Origin of the sequence: Paenibacillus sp. FSL K6-0276, from assembly GCF_037977235.1 — a bacterium.
GTDB lineage: Bacteria > Bacillota > Bacilli > Paenibacillales > Paenibacillaceae > Paenibacillus_AQ.
This window is the reverse complement of record NZ_CP150276.1, coordinates 3,466,506-3,485,973: the sequence shown is the minus strand read 5'-3', so window position 1 is coordinate 3,485,973 and position 19,468 is coordinate 3,466,506. Positions and strand designations below refer to the sequence as shown.

Below are 19,468 nucleotides of genomic sequence, written 5' to 3'. Positions count from 1 at the left end.
GAGGATAAGCATTCGTAAGCAAGTAGGATGGAGATATGAACACTACCCTAGCCTCCATACCTAGACATCAGACTATTGAATGTGATGTATGCTTCAAGTTTAAGAAACTTTAAGAATTATATAGTCAATCTATTAAGCTTCTTCCTGTAGTATTGATTTCAGTAATCTACAGTAACAAAAGGAGGAAGTGGTAACTTGGATGCAAGTAACAAAATAAAAAAAGGATTCCTGATTGCGACCGTTGTTTTACTTTTAGTTCCCGCTCTGTTTATTTTAAAAGGATACTTTGACGGGGCTTTTAGCTCTATGTCAGCATCTCAAATATATATCGGGCAGCTTGGTTGGTGGGGACCCATTACGCTGACACTCTTCCAAGCACTTCAAGTAGTAGTTCCAGTCCTTCCGGGCTGGTTAGGATGCGCTGTGGGAGCGGTAGTGTTTGGACCTGTCGTGGGATTCATTTGTAATTTTATTGGAATTAGTGCAGGGTCTATTGCCGCTTTTTGGCTTACCAGAAAATACGGCGTTAAACTTGTAAAGAGTATCATTAAAGAAGAAAAATATGAGAAGTACGCATGCTGGATCAGCAATAAAAAAAGTTATTCGCTGACGCTTTGGCTCATGATCTTATTACCGTTTGCACCGGATGACTTTTTCTGCTTTTTTTCAGGTTTGACTAAGATGAGTGCAAAAAAATTTACATGGATTATCATTACCGCGAAGCCATGGTGTATATTACTGTACAGCATATTTTTCGGCGTTTTCGCATTGAATTGAGGAGGAACATATGATTGGTTATTATAACTACACAGTAGTGCTTACTTATTTAGGAATGCTGATTTCTTTCGCAGGGATCATGAATGCAATGAATGGAGATGTAAAAGGCGCGGTGATCTGCCTTATCCTTTCGGGAGTTTGTGATATGTTTGATGGGAAAATTGCCAGCACCAGAACCAGGACGAGCTCGGAAAAGCGCTTTGGAATCCAGATTGATTCGTTAAGCGACTTCCTTAGTTTTGGTGTATTGCCCGCGGTCATTGGATATTGCCTTAACCAGGTAAGCAAGGGCTACTTTTATATCGCATGTATTTATGTATTGTGCGCCTTGATCCGCCTTGCCTACTTCAATGTGAATGAAGAAGAAAGACAGAGAGATACTACGGCTGCAAGATCAACCTATCAAGGACTTCCAGTAACGACAGCAGCAATCATCATCCCTGTAACTTATGTAATAAGTTCGATGATGAATCAATCCTTCGTATATTCTTTCGGATTAGCTTGTATGGCCATATGTTTCTTGCTTCCGATAAAAGTTAAAAAACCGAACAGGAAGGGGAACATGATCATCGGAATTGCCGGATCTATTGAACTTGTTCTCCTTATGATAGGAGTTGGAGGGTATTAAAGATTTGCTTGAAGATCACAGTCAGGTATCATAGATATAGTTACATTGATAATAGCTCGATAAGGAAAAAATTATCTGCAAGAGAGAAAGGTAATTATCATGGATCAAAAAAATATTTTAATCGTTGACGATCACCCGGAAATCCGTGAAATACTCAGAGTTTTATTAAGAAGTGGAGGATACCATGTCATCGAGGCAGTGAATGGAACAGAAGCTTTGGAACTGCTGAATCAATCGATTGACCTCGTTATTTTGGACATTATGATGCCGGGGATATCAGGATTAAAAACCTGTGAAAAGATCAGAGAAGACTATAATGTTCCTATTCTTTTTCTGACCGCCAAAACACAGGACTCTGATAAATCGATGGGCCTTCTGATGGGTGGGGATGATTATCTTGCGAAACCCTTTTCTCATTCTGAACTGACAGCAAGGGTAAAGGCATTGCTGCGAAGGTACCATGAGTATAAGGGAAAAGATACTGTCGAACGCGATCATTATTTAAGAATTGCTGACATGCAAATCAATAAGGACTTTAACGAGGTTTTCCTTAACGGGGAGGAAATAAATCTGACCGAAATCGAGTATCAGATCCTAAGGCTGATGGTAAGTTACCCTAGAAAGATTTTCTCGACACAAATGTTATACGAATCCGTATGGAACGAGCCTTATTTCTACACTTCGAACGGAACGGTGATGGTGCATATCCGAAAGCTGCGCCTCAAGCTGGAAGACGACCCGCAGAACCCTAAGCGTATTGTTACCGTATGGGGAAAGGGGTATCATATTGGATAAAAAAAGAACCTGGATAGGAAAACTGCATTTGGAACTTATCTTGGCCGCAACGCTTTCATTGGCTATTTCAGCTATATTCTTTGTTATCCTACAATTTGCCACTACCTCTGTTCTTGATCATTATTTTGAAACATCAGAATACATGGATAAAAAGAACAACCAAACAGCCTCCGAGCTGCAAAATTTTATTACAGAAAATAAGCTATCAGTTACAGATACCGATAAAATTCTCAAATGGGTTAAGGAACAAAAGGTCGTTTTTGTAGGAATATCCGTTGATAATAGAATTGTATTTAATTCTTCTCAGTACAACACGCCGGAGTATGAAAGATATGGCTTTGATGGAGATATGCCGTGGTTTAAAAAGTACACGATTACTTTTTCCGATACAGAAGCGACTGCATATTTGATGGGTTTTTTTGATTACCGGACATATGTGAATTTATATTATGCAGAGGTTGTTATGTCTGTTCTGCTGTTTATTGTCATACTTACGCTGTTGATACGAAATAAGCTGAATTATATTACCCTACTAGAGAAAGAAATCAAAATACTAGAGGGCGGGAATCTAAAGTATGCCATCACAGTCCAAGGAAATGATGAACTGACGTCCTTGGCAAGCAGTCTGAATGATATGCGGGTATCGTTTATCAATCAAATAGAAACAGAGGAAAAGGCGCGGCTTGCCAACAAGGAGTTGATCACCGCTCTGTCTCATGATCTTCGTACACCACTGACAACACAGACGGGTTATTTAGAAATCCTGAAGGAAAAACATTGGTCAACGCAAGAGGAACATGATCGGTATGTAGAAAAATGTCTGGCCACCTGTGAGCAGATGAAGCAAATGACAGACCGGTTATTTGAATACTTTTTGGCATTTAAAAGTGATATGGATGAACCGGAAATGGAGTTGAAGGAATTTAATTCACTCGAACTGTTTATGCAGTTAATTTCTGAAAAAACATTCCTTTTGGAAGAGCAAGGGTTTACCTTTACGATTTCAGTATCTGAGACGGACTTTAAGATTAAGGTATATATAAGTTCCTTATTACGGATTTTCGATAATATATTTTCTAACTTGATGAAGTATGCCGATAAAACAGAGAATATACGAATATCCATCGAAGCCGATGAACACTACTACATGATTCAGTTTGATAATCATATTTATGAGCAAAATGAAAAAAATGCAAGTACAAAAATAGGGTTGGGAAATATAAGGAAATTAATGGAACAGCAACAAGGAAAATTGATCATACATGAGGGTGATAAACATTTTTCGTTGAAGCTTAAATTTCCTATCGTTTATTAAAGAAAATCGACACGCTCACAGAAATATCAAGTCGTTTTGATAGGCTGAAAAGCCTGTCAAAGCGACTTTTTTAAAAAGACAAATCTGAAACGCTTTCGCTTCATAATAGAACGTGCTTATTGAAATTTGTAGGACGCCACACATTGCTGAAGTTACCCCTTTCGTGTATTACGATAATCGGTAGGAGACTTCCCCATTATTTTTTTGAAAGTTCGCGAAAAATAGTAAGGATCATTGAACCCAAGTCGAATGCTAATTTCTTTGACGCTTTGCTCGGTTAAGTCAAGATGTTGGCAGGCTAGCTGTATTTTGAGTCGCAAATAGTAATCGATTGGCGAGTAGCCAGTCGTTTTTCTGAATAGTAAAGAAAAATGAGGGACAGAGAGATCAGCACGATCAGCTAACTCTTGCAAGGAGATATTCGTCTCCAAGTGCTCTGTCATGAACTGGAGCGAGTGTTCAATATCGTGTTTCTTCTTATGATTCAATTTTATGTGTGGCTGTTGCTGCGAGAATCGAATTAAAGCTGCGAGATGACAGGCCAATTGAGAGACGTAAATAATTCGGTTTAACGAATATCCTTTCTCCAGAAGATCGTAGCATTCATTAAAGAGCTCAATAAATGTGGTGGATTTCTCGACGGTTATATGGGTAGGTGTAGCATATTGATCGATGCCTTCAAAAAATGCAGAGGCATTCTCCCCCTTCATATGAAACCAATAAATAGTCCATGGATTGGTTTTTGAAGAGGCATATTCGTGGGGCATATGAGCGGGAATAACTATGATTGATCCTTTATGCATGATTTGCTTCTTTTGACCATTAAGGCTAACCCACCCTTCTCCTGTGATACAGTAGATCACGATATGAGCTTCGCTGCCTGTGGGGCGCTTATGATAGTGAGATATCAAACGCGGGAAAAATCCAATGTCTGAAATAAAAAGAGGTCGGATGAGCGGATGCATTGCGCATTCAGAAATAATATTATCTGGAAGGATGATCAATTTTTCTGAAAAGTAGCCGTCTTGTTTTTTTATATGATCCATGTAAACTTCCCCTAACTCATTTGTCGATTTCGTAAGTAAGAAAAAATCATAATATAATTCATGATGAAGAAAAGGGTATCGACTTGAATGGATTTTACTCATCTGGAATTATTCGACAAACGCTCTAAAATACCTTGTTGTGAAGGATTGTCTTCTTCCTTAAGAGATTTGAGAAAGATATAATAATTTTTAAAATATCATAATATAATTCATCTTATAATTATATATTACATTGCACTAATTTGAAAGCGCTTTTATACTTGTCGATGTAAGCAATATATCCATAAACGAAAATGAAGGGGAGGCAATTGAACATGTATAAAAAAATAACGGGTATTTTGCTAAGTGCTTTGATGGTTTTTGCACTTGTAGGATGCAACTCGGGTACCGAAAGCAAGAAAGAAGACGCTGCTAAAGGCGACAAACAAAACGTTGAATTAAAAATGTTTTTCTGGGATAAAAACCAGGAACCCGGACTTAAAGCCATGGCCGACGATTTTATGGCCAAAAATCCAACTTACAAGATTACGGTAGAAACCATTCCGTGGAACGAATATTGGACGAAACTTCAAGCAGCCGCTACTGGCGGCGATATGCCGGATATCGTAGTCATGCATCCCGACCAAGTGGAGAATTATGCACAGGGCGGCATGCTCATGGATTTGACGGATATGCTAACGAATAGCCAAACAGCCAACAAGGACAAATTCCCGCAATATGTAGTAGATGACTTTGAAGTAGACGGTAAATATTACGGAGTGCCGAAAGACGTTGGAACCTTGGCTTTAGTCTATAACAAAGATTTGTTTGATCAAGCAAAGGTACCTTACCCGAATGACAATTGGACATGGGACGACATGATGAACGCGGCGCAGAAAATAACGGATAAATCAAAGGGCATCTACGGTATTGCCGCACAAAATGATGGTCAAAACTTTTATTGGAATCTAATTTGGCAAAACGGCGGCGACATGTTTTCAAAGGACGGCAAAACCAGCACCTTTGATTCGCAGGAAGCAATCGATGCTGTGAAATATGGGGTATCCTTTATTGAGAAAGGTTACTCGCCGACTATCGCAGATTTTGCCAACTTGTCACCCAATAAATATTTTTCATCTGGAAAAGTCGGGATGGTGTTTGACGGTTCCTGGATGTTGACTGAATATCTTGCCGTGAAAGATCTGAATTTCGATGTGGCGGAGCTGCCGAAAGGTAAAGAGCGTGCTGCGATTGCCAGCGGTATGGCGTTCTCGGTTTCAGCAAAAACAAAGAATAAGGATGCCTCATTGAAATTTGTGGAGTACCTGGGGTCTAAAGAGGCGCAGGAGATTGGAGCGAAATTGGGTATTTCCATCCCGGCATATGAAAATATAGCAGATCCTTGGGTTGCCGGCTTTAAAACCATTGATGCGTCCCCATTCGTAAAAGTTATCGAATATGGACATCGCAGTCCTGGACTTAATACAAGCAATGAGGGATCGGCGGTTGTTCACAAATATATGCCTGAAGTCTTCTCCATGAAACGGCCTGTTGATGACGGTTTAAAACAAATAGCGAAAGAGATCAACGCCCTAAATAAATAGTCGATGATCAATTTGGTACCTATTAGCGAACCTAATAGGTACCAATATCGATCAATGATATCTTCTTATGGCGTGATCAGTTTGGGATATGGCAGGAGGGATACAATTAATGAAAATGGTTAACCAACAACATTTTCTGAAAAATCGTAAGTTCACTACTTGGTTCTATGGTTATCTTTTTATTGCCCCGACAATATTGGCGATTATCGTATTGTATCTCTGGCCGATGGTGCAATCGCTGTATTATAGCTTTAACGAAGTGAAGGGCTTTCAGTCACCCGTATTTGTAGGCTTGGACAACTATGAACGGTTGATTCAGGATACGGAAGTATTTGGGGCGCTAGGTAATACCTTTTTATATGCCTTGCTGACAGTTCCGCTAGGCATATTTATCTCGCTTATAACTGCTGTATTGTTAAATACAAACATTAAGGGCAAAGGGATTGTCCGAACTCTTTACTTTTTGCCGGTTGTTTCGGCTCCGGCCGCTGTCGCTTTAGTATGGAAGTGGATTTATAACAATCAATACGGCCTGCTCAATCAGATTTTGGGCTTTTTCGGAATACCGGGTCAGGATTGGCTAGGAAATCCCAAGCTGGCTTTGATATCCATTGCCATTGTGGGGATCTGGAGCATGGTCGGCTATAACATGATTATTTTAATCGCAGGCTTGCAGGATATCCCACGCTCTCTATATGAATCTGCCGATATCGATGGGGCGGGACCTGTAAGGAAATTTTTTAATATTACGTTACCGATGGTATCCCCGACGTTATTTTTTGTATCCGTGACGACGGTTATGGGTTCGCTTCAGGTCTTTGACCACATTTATATGATGTTGACTCCAGAAAGCCCGTCATTCAAATCTACAGAATCCATCGTCTATTTGTTCTTTCGCTATACGTTTCAAAACTATAACAAAGGTTATGGGTCTACCATCGTTATTTTCTTGTTGCTGATTATCTTAGCCCTGACATTCGTTCAAATGAAGTTGCAAAAGAAATGGGTTCATTATAATGATTAGGGAGGTATTGTTGGCGTATGACAAATAGAAAACAAGGGCTGACGATCGTCTATCTCATTTTATTAGTGGGATCAATCATTATGGTTTTCCCCTTTTTATGGTCAGTTTTGACATCTTTCAAAACACAAGCAGAATCGTTAGCAGTGCCTCTTAAATGGATGCCGGAGTCCTGGGGCTTTTTTAATTATAAGAAAATCAATGAAACCTTGCCGTTTGTAAACCTATTCTTGAATACCACTCTAATGGTCATTTTCAGATGCATATTTTCGGTCTTCCTAGCTGCATTGGCGGGATATGCTTTTGCCAGGCTCAAGTTTCCATTAAGGAATTTCTTCTTTATGATGGTGCTGATTCCAATGATGGTACCCGGTCAGGTCTTTATCCTTTCTCAGTATTTAATTGTCAGTAAATTGGGCTTACTGAATACCGTCACCGCTTTGGTTATTCCCGGCATCGTAAGTACATTCGGTACCTTTTTACTTAGGCAGTTCTTTTTAGGCATTCCCAATGACTTGGAAGAAGCGGCTATATTGGACGGATGCTCCATTTGGCAAATCTTTTCGAAGATTATGCTTCCGCTGACCAAGTCCGGGTTGGTTTCGGTCGGCATTTTTACGGCACTCTTTGCCTGGAAGGATCTGATGTGGCCGCTAATTGTCAACATGTCCGTTGACAAATTGACATTATCCGCAGGTCTGGCCACGTTGATCGGACAATATTCCATCAATTATCCGGAATTAATGGCCGGTTCGCTGATTGCCATTGTTCCCATGATCGTTTTATTCTTGTTCCTCCAAAAGCAATTTATAGAGGGCATCGTCACGTCAGGGATCAAAGGATAATCACGAATCCGTCATTCCGTGCAATGAAGAAAGAAGTCGGAAAAAAAGAGAAAATATGTTTTGGTGGAGGAGTTCCAGATGTCGATAACGGTTTATCAAGACAAGTATTTCCTGCTTAACACGAAGCACACATCTTATGTATTATACGCCGATCAGGATCAATTGCTTTGTAACGTGTATTGGGGCAAGCGAATAGAACGCATCGAAGATTTCGCAGGTATGGAACTGCAGAAGTATCACGAGTCTTTAAGGTTTCAAGAAAGGATGGAAGAATGCTCCTCCTTTGGAGGCATGCGATTTAAAGAAACCTCGATGAAAGTCACCTTTGCCGACGGAGTCCGTGATTTTCGGTATAAGATTAAGGAATATCGGGTGGAAGATAACCATCTTGCCATCGTTTTGGAAGATATATATTATGCTTTGCGGGTTACCTTGCATTATCATGTGTATGAAGAAGAGAACATCATTGAAAAATGGCGGCAAGCTGAAAATATCGGACAGGACAATATCATTCTGGAACGGTTTTATTCCGCTGAATATGGGGTAGCCGGAACCGGATTTCAGACCATCAATTTTAACGGACATTGGAGCAGCGAATTCCAGCAATACAGTGAATCGATAGACTGTGGAAAAAAAGTGTATGAAAGTCTCTATGGACTGACAGGCCATAATGTGAATCCGTTTTTTGTTGTTCATCAGAATGCGAATGAAGATCAGGGCGATGTATATTACGGTGCTTTGCAATATTCTGGCAACTTTAAGACAGTAGTAGAAGCCGTTTCTACTGAGTATGTCAATATACTCACTGGAATTAGCGATACGGATTTTGAATGGGTATTGAAGCCGGGAGATATATTCAAGGCCCCATCTGTCTTTTCAGGATATTCTTCAAACGGATTCACCAATATGTCGAATACTCTTTCCACCTTCGCAAGAAAACATGTAATGCCCAAGCCATTAGCGGATAAAGCGCTGCCGATCCTTTACAATTCATGGTACGCCACCTTCTTTGATGTACGGTATGAGGATCAAATCAAATTGGCCGAAAAAGCGGCAAAGATAGGTGTCGAGCTTTTTGTCATTGACGACGGTTGGTTTGAGGGGAGAGCAAACGATGAAGCGGGATTAGGCGATTGGTACGTCGATCGTGAAAAATTTCCTTACGGACTGGAACCCCTCATTAAACGAGTGAATGAATTGGGCATGCAATTTGGGATTTGGATTGAACCGGAGATGGTTAATCCGAATAGCAATTTATATCGAAACCATCCGGATTGGATTTACCGGTATGCTACCCGAGAAGTTCTTATGGGAAGAAACCAATATATACTGGATTTGACGAACAACGAGGTAATCGATTACTTGATCAATTGCTTTGACGCTTTATTGTCCGAGAACAATATTGCCTACGTCAAATGGGATATGAATCGATATGCTGCGGAAATCGCATCTTCTTCTCAAGATACCGGGGAATATAAATCGATCTGGCATAAAAATACACAAGGTATTTATACGATTATTCAAACCTTAAGAAAATTGCACCCTACCGTTGAATTCGAGGCTTGTGCTGCAGGCGGCGGCAGAGTTGATTTTGGTGCGATGGCTTACTTTGACGAGTTTTGGACAAGCGATAACACAGATCCTTTGGACCGTCTTTTTATACAGGAGCATTATAGTTTAATTTACCCGATCAAATATATGCGTGCGTGGTTGACCGATGATAGCATGAACCATCGTACCACTCCCTTAAAGTTCAGCATGTATTCTGCGATGTGCGGCTCTCTTGGCATCGGTACGAATTTGAATGAAGTTGAAGAAAACAAGCTGAAGCAGATCAAAGAGTATATCGAAGAATATAAAGGAATTAGGGAGATTGTGCAGTTCGGTCATGTATATCGGTTAAAATCGTTGAAAAACGCCGACATTCAAGCCGTTCAATACGTGAACGAGGATAGTAGCGCTTTATTTGTTTTTCTGGATCATGGGAGATATGGGAAAAAATATCATTGTGTCAACCTGAAAGGATTGGATCCTTCCTCTATCTATCGGTATGAAATAGATGGAACGGAGTGGACGAAATCTGGCGCCTTTTTAATGAATAGGGGCATCGACGTTCAATTGGTTGGCGACTTTGACAGTCTATTGGTTCGTTTTGAAAAAATATAAGTTTTGTAGCGGACAAATCCGCAGAGCAAGAATAAGCAGATACTCTATAGGATAGCTTATTTTTGCTCGTCGAGTCGCAAAGGGTGGACTTGAATTGGCTGTAAAGAATCCGCTCAGTGAGCGGGTTTTTACCTTTATTCCTAATATATAGAAATGATAGTGTTGATTGTTAACGAAATCAGTTGATTAAATCGAGAATGCACCTGATTTTCAATCGGGTGTTTTTCTTTTGAAAGACCTTTAGTATTCCTAAAGAGTGTTACGTGGGCCTCACAACGATTATAATGAGAAGTTGAAAAGTGTTAGCGAGGAGGGATTGATGAAATGGATCATCAGATCGCTGCAGCTTCATAAATTAAATGTTCTATATCATTCACTTCACTTTTAATAGTCCGCCACTGCATAGCGAATAAAGCCCCATAGGAACGACAGTTCACCTGTTTTCCTGTCATTTATCCGCGACTCTCCCCTCAAGTGGAGGTTTTTAAGCCTCTCCTTATCTTCTCTAAAATATCTTGCTGCATTGGTCCAGATTCGGGCCTACGGTTCTAGCTCCTTGAGTTGAATGCTGGCTATCGTTATATATTCGAAACAGGTAGTCTAAAGCTACCTCACCAAGCACTTGTAGCAGAACACTCCGAAGGATTGTGGATTTGTATAGCCACGGTTAGCTACATGAATTTCGAACTGAGAAAGAAGCTGTCGCAGAGTATCCTCTATGATGGCTGCTTTTTCTATTACATCCTCAACAGCTAGTAGTTTTTGATAATGTATCCTAACAAATCTTTCAACTCCAAGCACTGAATTTTTTTCAAGATCTTAAGTGTAGATAAAGAATCACATGCAAACCTTCTTTTGTTTTTAAAATCAAATAAAAATAAATTTGTACCTTTCTTTGTTGCGGAAATAAATATGTTTACAAAGTGTAAAATTGCACTAGCTTTATAATTCGGATAATTATATAGTTTATACAATCAGTTACATAACCATGTTGCTAGATTCTTAAATACATACAATAGTTCCAAAACATGGATCGGGAGGCGGGGTCTATAAGAGTTACCGATCGAAATAAGAGAAGTAGGTAGGTTTACCGCTGACTGGTTTGAACGACGTAATTGTAGTCGGCAAGACGCGTATGAGTGAGCTGACTAAGGTGTTGGGGGCCATCTATCCAAGGCAGTTGTCTGTGTTCTATGGCAATGAGATTCAAGGAATACCTAATGTTACGCGTTGCCCTGCTCGAAAAGCGAGGGTTTTTTCTAGAGGGTGCTATCGCAGAAATGGTCACGACAAGCCCGGAGGAATTAAGTAGGATATGAAATTTTCAATGCCCGATTTAAGGAAAGTTGATTTGTATATGAAAAAAAAGGTCTTCAGCGTTAGAGATTAACATAAACCCAGAGGGGGAATTTTGTATGAAGAATAATAAACGATGGCCGATAGGCGGATTACTACTCTCTTTTCTTTTGGCGGCAATGCTGCTTCCGGTGGGAGCGAACGCCTTGGCGGCGGAGCCCGCTGCCCAAGTCGTGGAACAGTCTGTCGCTTACCCTGTCTCCGTGAAGGGGAAGCCGGCCAACCAGCAGTCTGCAACCGTGTATCGCTACACGCCAGCCAACTTCAAGTTCCATGGAAACAACACGCCCATCGTATTCGTTCTGGGCGATAAGCCCTATACCGTAGCGTCTGCGTCCCAAGCTCTCACCGATTATGGCTTTGACCGGATGATGGACGATGAGAGCGGGCACGTCGTCTTCGTGAGTCCTTCCAAGGGTAATACTTGGACGGAAGCCGATTATCCCGTCCTCCAGGCCCTGGCCTCCAACATCAACGACGAATACTCCTATGAGAAGGAACAGGCAGGAGCCTACAAAAAGGGCGTTCGGGAGGATGGCTTCTTCTATTCCAGCCGCGCTCGCTTCTACGTCTACGCTGAAGGCTCGGCAATGGACTTTGCCAAGAAGCACCTTGACACCAAAGACGCCAACTACCCGATTACCGAGTGGAGCAGCATGGTAGACGGCTTTGGCGCGGGTTTCCATTATGCCAGTCGCTTCGACAAGAATGATAATTTGAAGGCTTGGGAAGAACTCAAGCGCAAGAACCGCATCATTATGATGGACGGGGTTACCTATTTAGACAAGTACGATGTCTACAAGGACTATAATATTGATGTGAGTATTCATACCTTCACGACCAAAGCTAACAAAACTTTCGAATATTATCAATACGTCCCCGCAAATGTTGATTTAAGCAGCAAGACGAAATCTTATCCGCTGCTCTTCGGCTTCCATGGACATAACTTGCATCCAGACGTCTTCATGCAGCTCTCCAAATGGCCCATCATCGGTAGTGAGCAGGGCTTTATGTCTATCGCCATCAACGGCAACCAGGCGGATGAGGACATTCTGGAATTCTTGGACTGGATTGAAGCCGCTTATCCTATTGATGCTTCGAGAGTCTATTCCACCGGTTATTCCATGGGTGGAATTAAAACCTGGAGCCTGGGCTTTAACCATCCCGAACGTTTCGCCGCCATCGCGCCTACCGAAATGATATGGTCGTTCGACGCTCCTCCAGCGAAGACGATTCCGACCTTCTATGTCGCCGGCGAAAAGGAAATATTCGATATGTTCCCGTACAACACCGATAAAGCAATCACCACGATATCTCATTTGGGGACAGCCAACGGCTTCTCCTATAACGGCAAGTACGAGGCAGATATCAACCATTATTGGGGGATGGATTTTGACCGGAGTTACACGTATTTGCAACGTCCTTCTTCTCTCGCATCAGGAAAGGGAGTCTGGACGCTTAACGAGTTGAAGAGCGAAGACGGTAACGTCTACACCATTCTCTCCTCCGTCTCGGACATGGGCCACAGTATCTATCCCGTTACCGCCGAGCGCATTTGGTCTTTCTTCTCCAAGTTCAGCCGCAACACCGACGGCTCGCTTAATGTCCTGAAGAGCCCATACAACGACGTTGTTGATAACGCGTGGTATGCCACGGCTGTGAATGGAACCGCAGAAAGAGGGCTCATGGCAGTTTCTTCTGGGAATGGATTTTCTCCCTCCGCTTCTATGACCCGAGAAGACCTCGCCGAATCTCTGTATACCTTGGCCGGGCGTCCCGCAGCGGACAGCGCGGCAGACTGGATGGCTTCCAACAACCTGCTGTCCGACGCAAAGGGCAGTCTCACCCGGTCGGAAATAGCCGATATTTTCTACCGCTTCGCCGGTCAGATGGGGGCGAACACCACCGCCACCACCGACCTTTCCGCCTTCTCCGACAGCGCGGGAGCTTCCGACGGCCTACGCTGGGCCGTGGGCGCCAGCCTCATGAACGGCAAGGGCGGTGGCGTCTTGGACCCGAACGGCAGCGTTTCACGGGCTGAAGCCGCGGCGCTCTTCATGCGCCTGACGGTGTACTTGGCCAAATAACATCGCACTTTCCACCTTTCGGGCCCGTCCCATGCCGTCCCTCTCTGTTTCCGAGGACGAAGGGGGCGGGCCCCTTTTTTTCGCCTAATTCCGTCGGTAGACTGCCAATTGCGGCCTCTTTCTCACATTGTTACTTGACTGTAGGGCTGGGCCTTGTTTTTCGATATAATAAATGAAAATAAAGTAGAGAGAAATTTATTGATCTCAAGTTCTCATAGTGAAAATGCTAAAAAGGGCTTCCGATGAACTTTTGATCTCCGGAAGATCATGATTTGCAGTTGGTGGATTCTGACGCAGCAGTCGAATGATAATCATCATCTATGATAATCAAAATAACCTAAGGGCAATCGCTATTCTCAGCGATTGCCCTTAGGTTATGGAGCTATGAATGAATTCTTATAAGACCCGATTCGATCTTCCCGCCCGAAAAAGCGTTACTGCCTCGCTGGACCTGCAAAGAATTGAGGAGGAACATAACCGGCTTCGTGAAGGTGAATAGCTGTAGGATTTCGTAACTCTGATGCTGCAATATATCGGCAATCCATTTTTATAAAAGAGTCTGATCATTTGAATGAATTAAATCGTGTGATCCTCTCTCTATAACATAATTAAAAACATTATATATTCTGAACTTCGATTTTCTCCAACTCTTTCTGCCTCTTCGTTGAAACAACTTTACGGATTCAGTATCTATAACAAACGAGGTTCTAACTTACAAATTCGGTACATGAAATGAACGGCAGTCGAATGATAAGCTTCATCTATTTTGCTGACATCTGCATTGAGAGGAGTTTTTCCTGCCGTGCGTCATGTCATTTAAGTTTCGTACGCGACAAATCCGAATGACTATTACTGAATTTTATTACTATAGTTCTAAGAGAGTCACCTTGTTAAACATATGCATCAAAACGCGGCGGCCAATTGTGGATTTGCACAGCCACGGCTCGCCTCCACCATGTAAATCCAAACCGCATGAGGTTGTGGATTTTGCTTTCTATTACTTTTAACTTTAGTATAACTTCAACATGTTCTTTGTAGATGATGACTTTTTCTACATAGCTTCCAATGAACTTCTTGATCTCTGGAATGTTTCTCTCGGCTACATGCTGTTTGAGTGTAGAAAATTGCTGCTGCAGGCGGCGGCAGAGTTGATTTTGGTGCGATGGCCTACTTTGACGAGTTTTGGACAAGCGATAACACAGATCCTTTGGACCGTCTTTTTATACAGGAGCATTATAGTTTAATTTACCCGATCAAATATATGCGTGCGTGGTTGACCGATGATAGCATGAACCATCGTACCACTCCCTTAAAGTTCAGCATGTATTCCGCGATGTGCGGCTCTCTTGGCATCGGTACGAATTTGAATGAAGTTGAAGAAAACAAGCTGAAGCAGATCAAAGAGTATATCGATGAATATAAAGGAATTAGGGAGATTGTGCAGTTCGGTCATGTATATCGGTTAAAATCGTTGAAAAATGCCGACATTCAAGCCGTTCAATACGTGAACGAGGATAGTAGCGCTTTATTTGTTTTTCTGGATCATGGGAGATATGGGAAAAAATATCATTGCGTCAACCTGAAAGGATTGGATCCTTCCTCTATCTATCGATATGAAATAGATGGTAAGGAGTGGACGAAATCTGGCACCTTTTTAATGAATAGGGGCATCGACGTTCAATTGGTTGGCGACTTTGACAGTTTATTGGTTCGTTTTGAAAAAATATAAGCTTTGTAGCGGACAAATCCGCAGAGCAAGAATAAGCAGATCTTCTATAGGATAGCTTATTTTTGCTCGTCGAGTCGCAAATGGTGGACTTGAATTGGCTGTAAAGAATCCGCTCAGTGAGCGGGTTTTTACCTTTATTCCTTATATATAGAAATGATAGTGTTGATTGTTAACGAAATCAGTTGATTAAATCGAGAATGCACCTGATTTTCAATCGGGTGTTTTTCTTTTGAAAGACCTTTAGTAGAGTAAAAAGGCGCGGCACGAGCCAATCAAGAGGGGGAATTCAGAAATCGGAGGAAAAGCTAGAATAGCATAAGTGAAATTGCATTTCGTGAGAGTTATAGAAAAGACACTTAGAAGTCTAATGCTTCTTTTGTAATCTTTTTGATATCAACAGGACAATTGGAACTTTCCTCAACAAGATCAGGAAGTATGTGCTGCAAGAAATAATCTACACAATGTAGTTTGATGTTCTTGATTTTAATCAATGCCTCGCGGTACATGACAACAAATTCTTTCTCCGTGTTGCCCCTTCTTAGTTCAGTAAAGGCTTCGTAGACTTGATCGAGTTTGTCCGCCATTTCAAGAATTAACCCTTCTACGGAATCATCTTTACCTTCACGTAATTGTCTACGGAAGATCGATTTGAGTTCCTCAGGAATATTTTCGTCAATGAAATGTGCAATCATTCCTTCTTCTACTTTCTGGAGCATACCACGAAGTTCGAGAGAATAATGTTTCACGGGAGTTTTGATATCTCCAATAAATATTTCACCGTAATCGTGGCTGCTTGTAATTTCGTAAAGTTTTTTCCAATCCACAGTTACGCCATTACTTTCCTCAATATCGGCTAGTGTTTTAGCATATTGCACAACTTTCCATGAATGAGCAGATACACTGTGTTCTTCAAATTTGAATTTACCTGGACAGCGAATAATACGTTCGAGATCGTTGAGCGATTGAAAATAGGTGTGAATCCCCATAAGTGTCGATCCTTTCTGTATATAAAGTGATGGTATTACCTTATCCTAGTATAGGGATGATTTGTTATAGGAGAATTAAACCGAAATAGTAGATTATAGAATCTGTAATGTGCTGTGTTTATATTTTCCCTGAATCAGGTGCATGAATAAAGTATGGAGGTTATACTAAGTATAAAGAAGAACCGATGCTTACTGACCGTCAGTACAATAGACCGCGTACCTTACGAGGGGCGATCTATTTTTTTTGGTGTTAGGTTTTTATGGGAAAACTGTGGCTATAAAATGGGGTCTTGACCAGTTAACAGACCGGTGTTATTTCTAGTTGGAATAACGTCTTTCAAAAAGAATTTCAAGTTAGTGAGTAAATCGGATTTACTACTAATTTTATTTCTAGGTGTTATTGATGTGTTTATAAATCAATGGTCCTTTTTTAAGGGATTGCAATTGCAAACAGCTGATCCAACAACATATGTAATAATTTTAGCTATGACTCCTATTTTAACTGGCTTGTTAGCAACTCTTTTTTTAAGGAAAAACTAACGATCCGTATGTTGATGGGGTCAATTCTAGTGATCATAGGCATTTATTGTGTCGTTGTAAAGGGCGTTTCATCCGCTTTGCATATTGATAACGTATCAACGAAAAATGCTATATAAGCGAACAATGATTCTTTAGTGAATCTTCGTTGGGAATATCACTACTATGGAGTGATATATTCGGACAGGGGTTCGACTCCCCTCACCTCCATACAACAAATCCACAACGGGGACCTTAAAGATAACTTCTACATGCTTTTCGTAGACGATTACCTTTTCCACATAGCTGGCGATGAACTTCTTGATTTCGGGAATGTCTCGCTTTTCGATGTGGTCCCTGAACTGAGAAAGCAGTTGTCGCAGAGTATCCTCTGTGATGGCTGCTTTTTCTGTTATGTCCTTAGCTGCAAGAAGCTTCTGCTCGAACTGTAGTTTCTGCGCCTCCAGTTCCCCGAGCTTGCTGAGCAGTGTGGGATTGGTTCAGCCTTCTTTATTGACATTGACGATTGGGAAGGCGGACCATTCCTCTCGGGGCATGGCGAACAGTTCTGAAAAAACCGCACTAGTCCTCATTGATCTACAGAAAGGAATTACTGCCTTAAAAGGTGCTCCTCACGACACTTCCAAAGTTATTCGGAATAATGGGTTTAATAAAGAAGATGTAATGAAATATTTAAGGAATAATGGTGTTATAGGATAGACAATCTTATCAAATACCGTCAAAAATCACAAAAACCATTGAATCTATGATTACTTTATAGATTCAATGGTTTTTTAACTGAGGACTGAAAAAACAAGTCACTTGATGGTTACATATAACCGCAAAGTGACCTGTTTTATTCGTAGTCTTATTCTTTGAATGTGTTTATAAAAAGCTGAACGCTTCTGGGCAAAAGGCGATGTTTTAGATAAACGAGAGCGATTTCCGAACGGATGGAGGTTCCTGTCAAATTTTTAATGCTGAGCGGAAAATGGATGGATGAAGCGATTGCCTTATGGAGAACAGTTACGCCGATCCCTTCCTTTATTATGCTGAGAATGGTGCTTATGTTTGAACATTCGCATACCACATTGGGTTCAAATCCGATACGTCTGCACGCTTCTTTGATAATGTCTTGAGTACCGGTAGCGTTCTCGCTTCGAAGAAGAATGAAAGGCATCTTCTGCAGATCGGCCAGTTGAATGTCGGAGTTTGTTCGGTCCGGGTCCCACTCGGGCGGTAAAATAGCCACAAACGACTCTTCTTTGATCTTGATGATTTCAAACTGATTGGAATCGTATTCCGTTTCCAGAGGAAGTCGGATGATCCCGATGTCGATCTCGCGTTTTGCGATCCGCAGCGTCAATCCATTCGGATCACCTTCCCAAATTCGAAATTTTACTTTCGGATAGGCTGCCCGGAATGACTGGATGCGCGGCGGAAGAAGAGGACTGCAGGAAAGGGCTGACCCAATCATCAAAGTACCGGTTATTCCGTTATGAAGTTCCTTAAGTTCCGTAACCGTCTCTGACAATTGATGAAAAATCGATTCCGCACGTATGCTCAGAAGTTCCCCTGCTTGTGTGAGCTGCATATGTTTCCTCGTTCGTTCGAATAAAACGACACCCAGTTCCTCTTCCAACGCTTTCAGCTGCATGCTTAAGGGCGGCTGCGCCATGTTTAGATTTTGAGCCGCACGGGTAACTTGTCCTTCCTTGGCAATAGCCAAGAAATATTTGAGCTGTCTCAATTCCATTAATGAGCCTCTTTCGATATATTTTATATATAGTATACCAATAAACTATATATTTTACATATAAAAAATACAATGATACCATGAACTCATCAAAACAAAAGTCGGAAATTATGAAAGAAGGTGATGGATATGATTGATGTGATACGAAGCGAAGACATGGGGAAGGCAGATTTCGGATGGCTACAAAGCAAATCCGTTTTTTCATTCGGGGTATATTATAATCCTGACAGAATCAAATTCGGACCACTTCGGGTGTTTAATGACGATATTATTCAACCAAATGAAGGATTCGGTCTACACCCTCACCGCGAAATGGAAATCGTGACGATAATGATTGAGGGAACAGCACGGCATGGAGATTCGCAAGGGGACGTTCACCTCATTCATGCTGGAGAAATCCAACGAATCAGCGCAGGAACTGGGATTGAACATTTTAACTATAACGATTCCGATATCCATCCGCTTCGATTGCTGCAAATTTGGCTGTTTCCGAATCAATCCGGCTTAACCCCGTCTTGGGAACAACGAAAGTTCGAGCCGGAAAGCATGCAAAACCTTCTTTTACCGGTTGTATCGGGGGCATCACTGGAAAATACGCTTTATATTAATCAGGATACGACGTTTTATATGTCTGTTCTCGAAGCGAATCATTCACTTTCCTACGAGCAAAAACCAGAGCGTCTGACGTACTTTTTTCTGATCGATGGCAAGGTTTTATTGAATCAGGAGAGCTTCTTTCAGAGAAGCGATGCTGCCTGGATCACTAATTTGGATCATTTGACGATTGATGCTATAGAGGATGCCCGCATTTTGATCATTGACTTGCCTCAAAGCTAATCGAATTTCACTTATAATGGAGGAT

At 41.5% G+C, this 19,468-nt stretch carries 16 protein-coding genes; 13 read left to right on the top strand and 3 right to left on the bottom strand.

Annotation, left to right across the window (positions count from 1 at the left end):
• Positions 1-195 precede the first annotated feature (195 nt).
• The 4 genes from MHH52_RS16450 to MHH52_RS16435 all read left to right on the top strand — a co-directional run bounded on the left by MHH52_RS16450 (position 196) and on the right by MHH52_RS16435 (position 3,515).
• Complete coding sequence (locus MHH52_RS16450; protein ID WP_313638012.1) at positions 196-777, top strand: VTT domain-containing protein; 582 nt, start codon at positions 196-198, stop codon at positions 775-777.
• A 10-nt stretch (positions 778-787) separates the two neighbouring features.
• The gene (locus MHH52_RS16445; protein WP_340003631.1) at positions 788-1,405 is read left to right on the top strand and encodes a CDP-alcohol phosphatidyltransferase family protein; all 618 of its coding nucleotides are present in this window, start codon (positions 788-790) and stop codon (positions 1,403-1,405) included.
• Between the two features lie 99 nt (positions 1,406-1,504).
• On the top strand, positions 1,505-2,200 hold the full coding sequence (locus MHH52_RS16440) for a response regulator transcription factor (protein WP_340003630.1): 696 nt from the start codon (positions 1,505-1,507) through the stop codon (positions 2,198-2,200).
• Positions 2,193-3,515 (top strand): HAMP domain-containing sensor histidine kinase, encoded by a 1,323-nt coding sequence (locus MHH52_RS16435; protein WP_340003629.1) that lies wholly within the window; start codon positions 2,193-2,195, stop codon positions 3,513-3,515. Before MHH52_RS16440 ends, MHH52_RS16435 begins: the two co-directional genes overlap by 8 nt.
• A 152-nt stretch (positions 3,516-3,667) precedes the next feature.
• On the opposite strand, the gene MHH52_RS16430 is transcribed toward MHH52_RS16435, so the two are convergent.
• Positions 3,668-4,561, bottom strand: a complete 894-nt coding sequence (locus MHH52_RS16430) for an AraC family transcriptional regulator (RefSeq protein ID WP_340003628.1) — start codon at positions 4,559-4,561, stop codon at positions 3,668-3,670.
• A 314-nt stretch (positions 4,562-4,875) separates the two neighbouring features.
• On the opposite strand from MHH52_RS16430, the gene MHH52_RS16425 reads away from it, so the two are divergent.
• From MHH52_RS16425 to MHH52_RS16400, 6 genes are all read left to right on the top strand, one after another.
• Entirely contained in the window at positions 4,876-6,144 is a 1,269-nt protein-coding gene (locus tag MHH52_RS16425) for a sugar ABC transporter substrate-binding protein (protein WP_340003627.1), read from the top strand.
• A gap of 109 nt (positions 6,145-6,253) precedes the next feature.
• Complete coding sequence (locus tag MHH52_RS16420) at positions 6,254-7,168, top strand: sugar ABC transporter permease (protein ID WP_340003626.1); 915 nt, start codon at positions 6,254-6,256, stop codon at positions 7,166-7,168.
• A gap of 17 nt (positions 7,169-7,185) precedes the next feature.
• On the top strand, positions 7,186-8,010 hold the full coding sequence (locus tag MHH52_RS16415; RefSeq protein ID WP_340003625.1) for a carbohydrate ABC transporter permease: 825 nt from the start codon (positions 7,186-7,188) through the stop codon (positions 8,008-8,010).
• Between the two features lie 78 nt (positions 8,011-8,088).
• Positions 8,089-10,176, top strand: coding sequence for an alpha-galactosidase (locus MHH52_RS16410; protein WP_340003624.1), 2,088 nt, complete (start codon positions 8,089-8,091; stop codon positions 10,174-10,176).
• A 1,415-nt stretch (positions 10,177-11,591) separates the two neighbouring features.
• Positions 11,592-13,619, top strand: a complete 2,028-nt coding sequence (locus MHH52_RS16405; protein WP_340003623.1) for an S-layer homology domain-containing protein — start codon at positions 11,592-11,594, stop codon at positions 13,617-13,619.
• A 1,162-nt stretch (positions 13,620-14,781) separates the two neighbouring features.
• Entirely contained in the window at positions 14,782-15,348 is a 567-nt protein-coding gene (locus MHH52_RS16400) for an alpha-galactosidase (RefSeq protein ID WP_340003622.1), read from the top strand.
• Between the two features lie 356 nt (positions 15,349-15,704).
• On the opposite strand, the gene MHH52_RS16395 is transcribed toward MHH52_RS16400, so the two are convergent.
• On the bottom strand, positions 15,705-16,334 hold the full coding sequence (locus MHH52_RS16395) for a YfbR-like 5'-deoxynucleotidase (RefSeq protein WP_340003621.1): 630 nt from the start codon (positions 16,332-16,334) through the stop codon (positions 15,705-15,707).
• Positions 16,335-16,643: 309 nt separating this feature from the next.
• Here MHH52_RS16395 and MHH52_RS16390 point away from each other — a divergent pair, with 309 nt between their 5' ends.
• Both MHH52_RS16390 and MHH52_RS16385 read left to right on the top strand, forming a co-directional pair.
• Complete coding sequence (locus tag MHH52_RS16390; RefSeq protein WP_340003620.1) at positions 16,644-16,874, top strand: EamA family transporter; 231 nt, start codon at positions 16,644-16,646, stop codon at positions 16,872-16,874.
• A gap of 369 nt (positions 16,875-17,243) precedes the next feature.
• Positions 17,244-17,570, top strand: coding sequence for a hypothetical protein (locus tag MHH52_RS16385; protein ID WP_340003619.1), 327 nt, complete (start codon positions 17,244-17,246; stop codon positions 17,568-17,570).
• Between the two features lie 148 nt (positions 17,571-17,718).
• Here the strand turns inward: MHH52_RS16385 and MHH52_RS16380 are convergent, their stop codons facing one another.
• Positions 17,719-18,606, bottom strand: a complete 888-nt coding sequence (locus MHH52_RS16380) for a LysR family transcriptional regulator (protein ID WP_340003618.1) — start codon at positions 18,604-18,606, stop codon at positions 17,719-17,721.
• A gap of 129 nt (positions 18,607-18,735) precedes the next feature.
• On the opposite strand from MHH52_RS16380, the gene MHH52_RS16375 reads away from it, so the two are divergent.
• Complete coding sequence (locus MHH52_RS16375) at positions 18,736-19,443, top strand: pirin family protein (protein WP_340003617.1); 708 nt, start codon at positions 18,736-18,738, stop codon at positions 19,441-19,443.
• The last annotated feature ends 25 nt before the right edge of the window (positions 19,444-19,468 follow it).

What these genes read in the sequence shown, in the direction of transcription:
- MHH52_RS16395 (WP_340003621.1), bottom strand. Translation starts at nt 16,334, where the DNA reads ATGGGGATTCACACCTATTTTCAATCGCTCAACGATCTCGAACGTATT.
- MHH52_RS16440 (WP_340003630.1), top strand. Translation starts at nt 1,505, where the DNA reads ATGGATCAAAAAAATATTTTAATCGTTGACGATCACCCGGAAATCCGT.
- MHH52_RS16430 (WP_340003628.1), bottom strand. Translation starts at nt 4,561, where the DNA reads ATGGATCATATAAAAAAACAAGACGGCTACTTTTCAGAAAAATTGATC.
- MHH52_RS16375 (WP_340003617.1), top strand. Translation starts at nt 18,736, where the DNA reads ATGATTGATGTGATACGAAGCGAAGACATGGGGAAGGCAGATTTCGGA.
- MHH52_RS16415 (WP_340003625.1), top strand. Translation starts at nt 7,186, where the DNA reads ATGACAAATAGAAAACAAGGGCTGACGATCGTCTATCTCATTTTATTA.
- MHH52_RS16420 (WP_340003626.1), top strand. Translation starts at nt 6,254, where the DNA reads ATGAAAATGGTTAACCAACAACATTTTCTGAAAAATCGTAAGTTCACT.
- MHH52_RS16410 (WP_340003624.1), top strand. Translation starts at nt 8,089, where the DNA reads ATGTCGATAACGGTTTATCAAGACAAGTATTTCCTGCTTAACACGAAG.
- MHH52_RS16425 (WP_340003627.1), top strand. Translation starts at nt 4,876, where the DNA reads ATGTATAAAAAAATAACGGGTATTTTGCTAAGTGCTTTGATGGTTTTT.
- MHH52_RS16380 (WP_340003618.1), bottom strand. Translation starts at nt 18,606, where the DNA reads ATGGAATTGAGACAGCTCAAATATTTCTTGGCTATTGCCAAGGAAGGA.
- MHH52_RS16405 (WP_340003623.1), top strand. Translation starts at nt 11,592, where the DNA reads ATGAAGAATAATAAACGATGGCCGATAGGCGGATTACTACTCTCTTTT.
- MHH52_RS16400 (WP_340003622.1), top strand. Translation starts at nt 14,782, where the DNA reads ATGGCCTACTTTGACGAGTTTTGGACAAGCGATAACACAGATCCTTTG.
- MHH52_RS16445 (WP_340003631.1), top strand. Translation starts at nt 788, where the DNA reads ATGATTGGTTATTATAACTACACAGTAGTGCTTACTTATTTAGGAATG.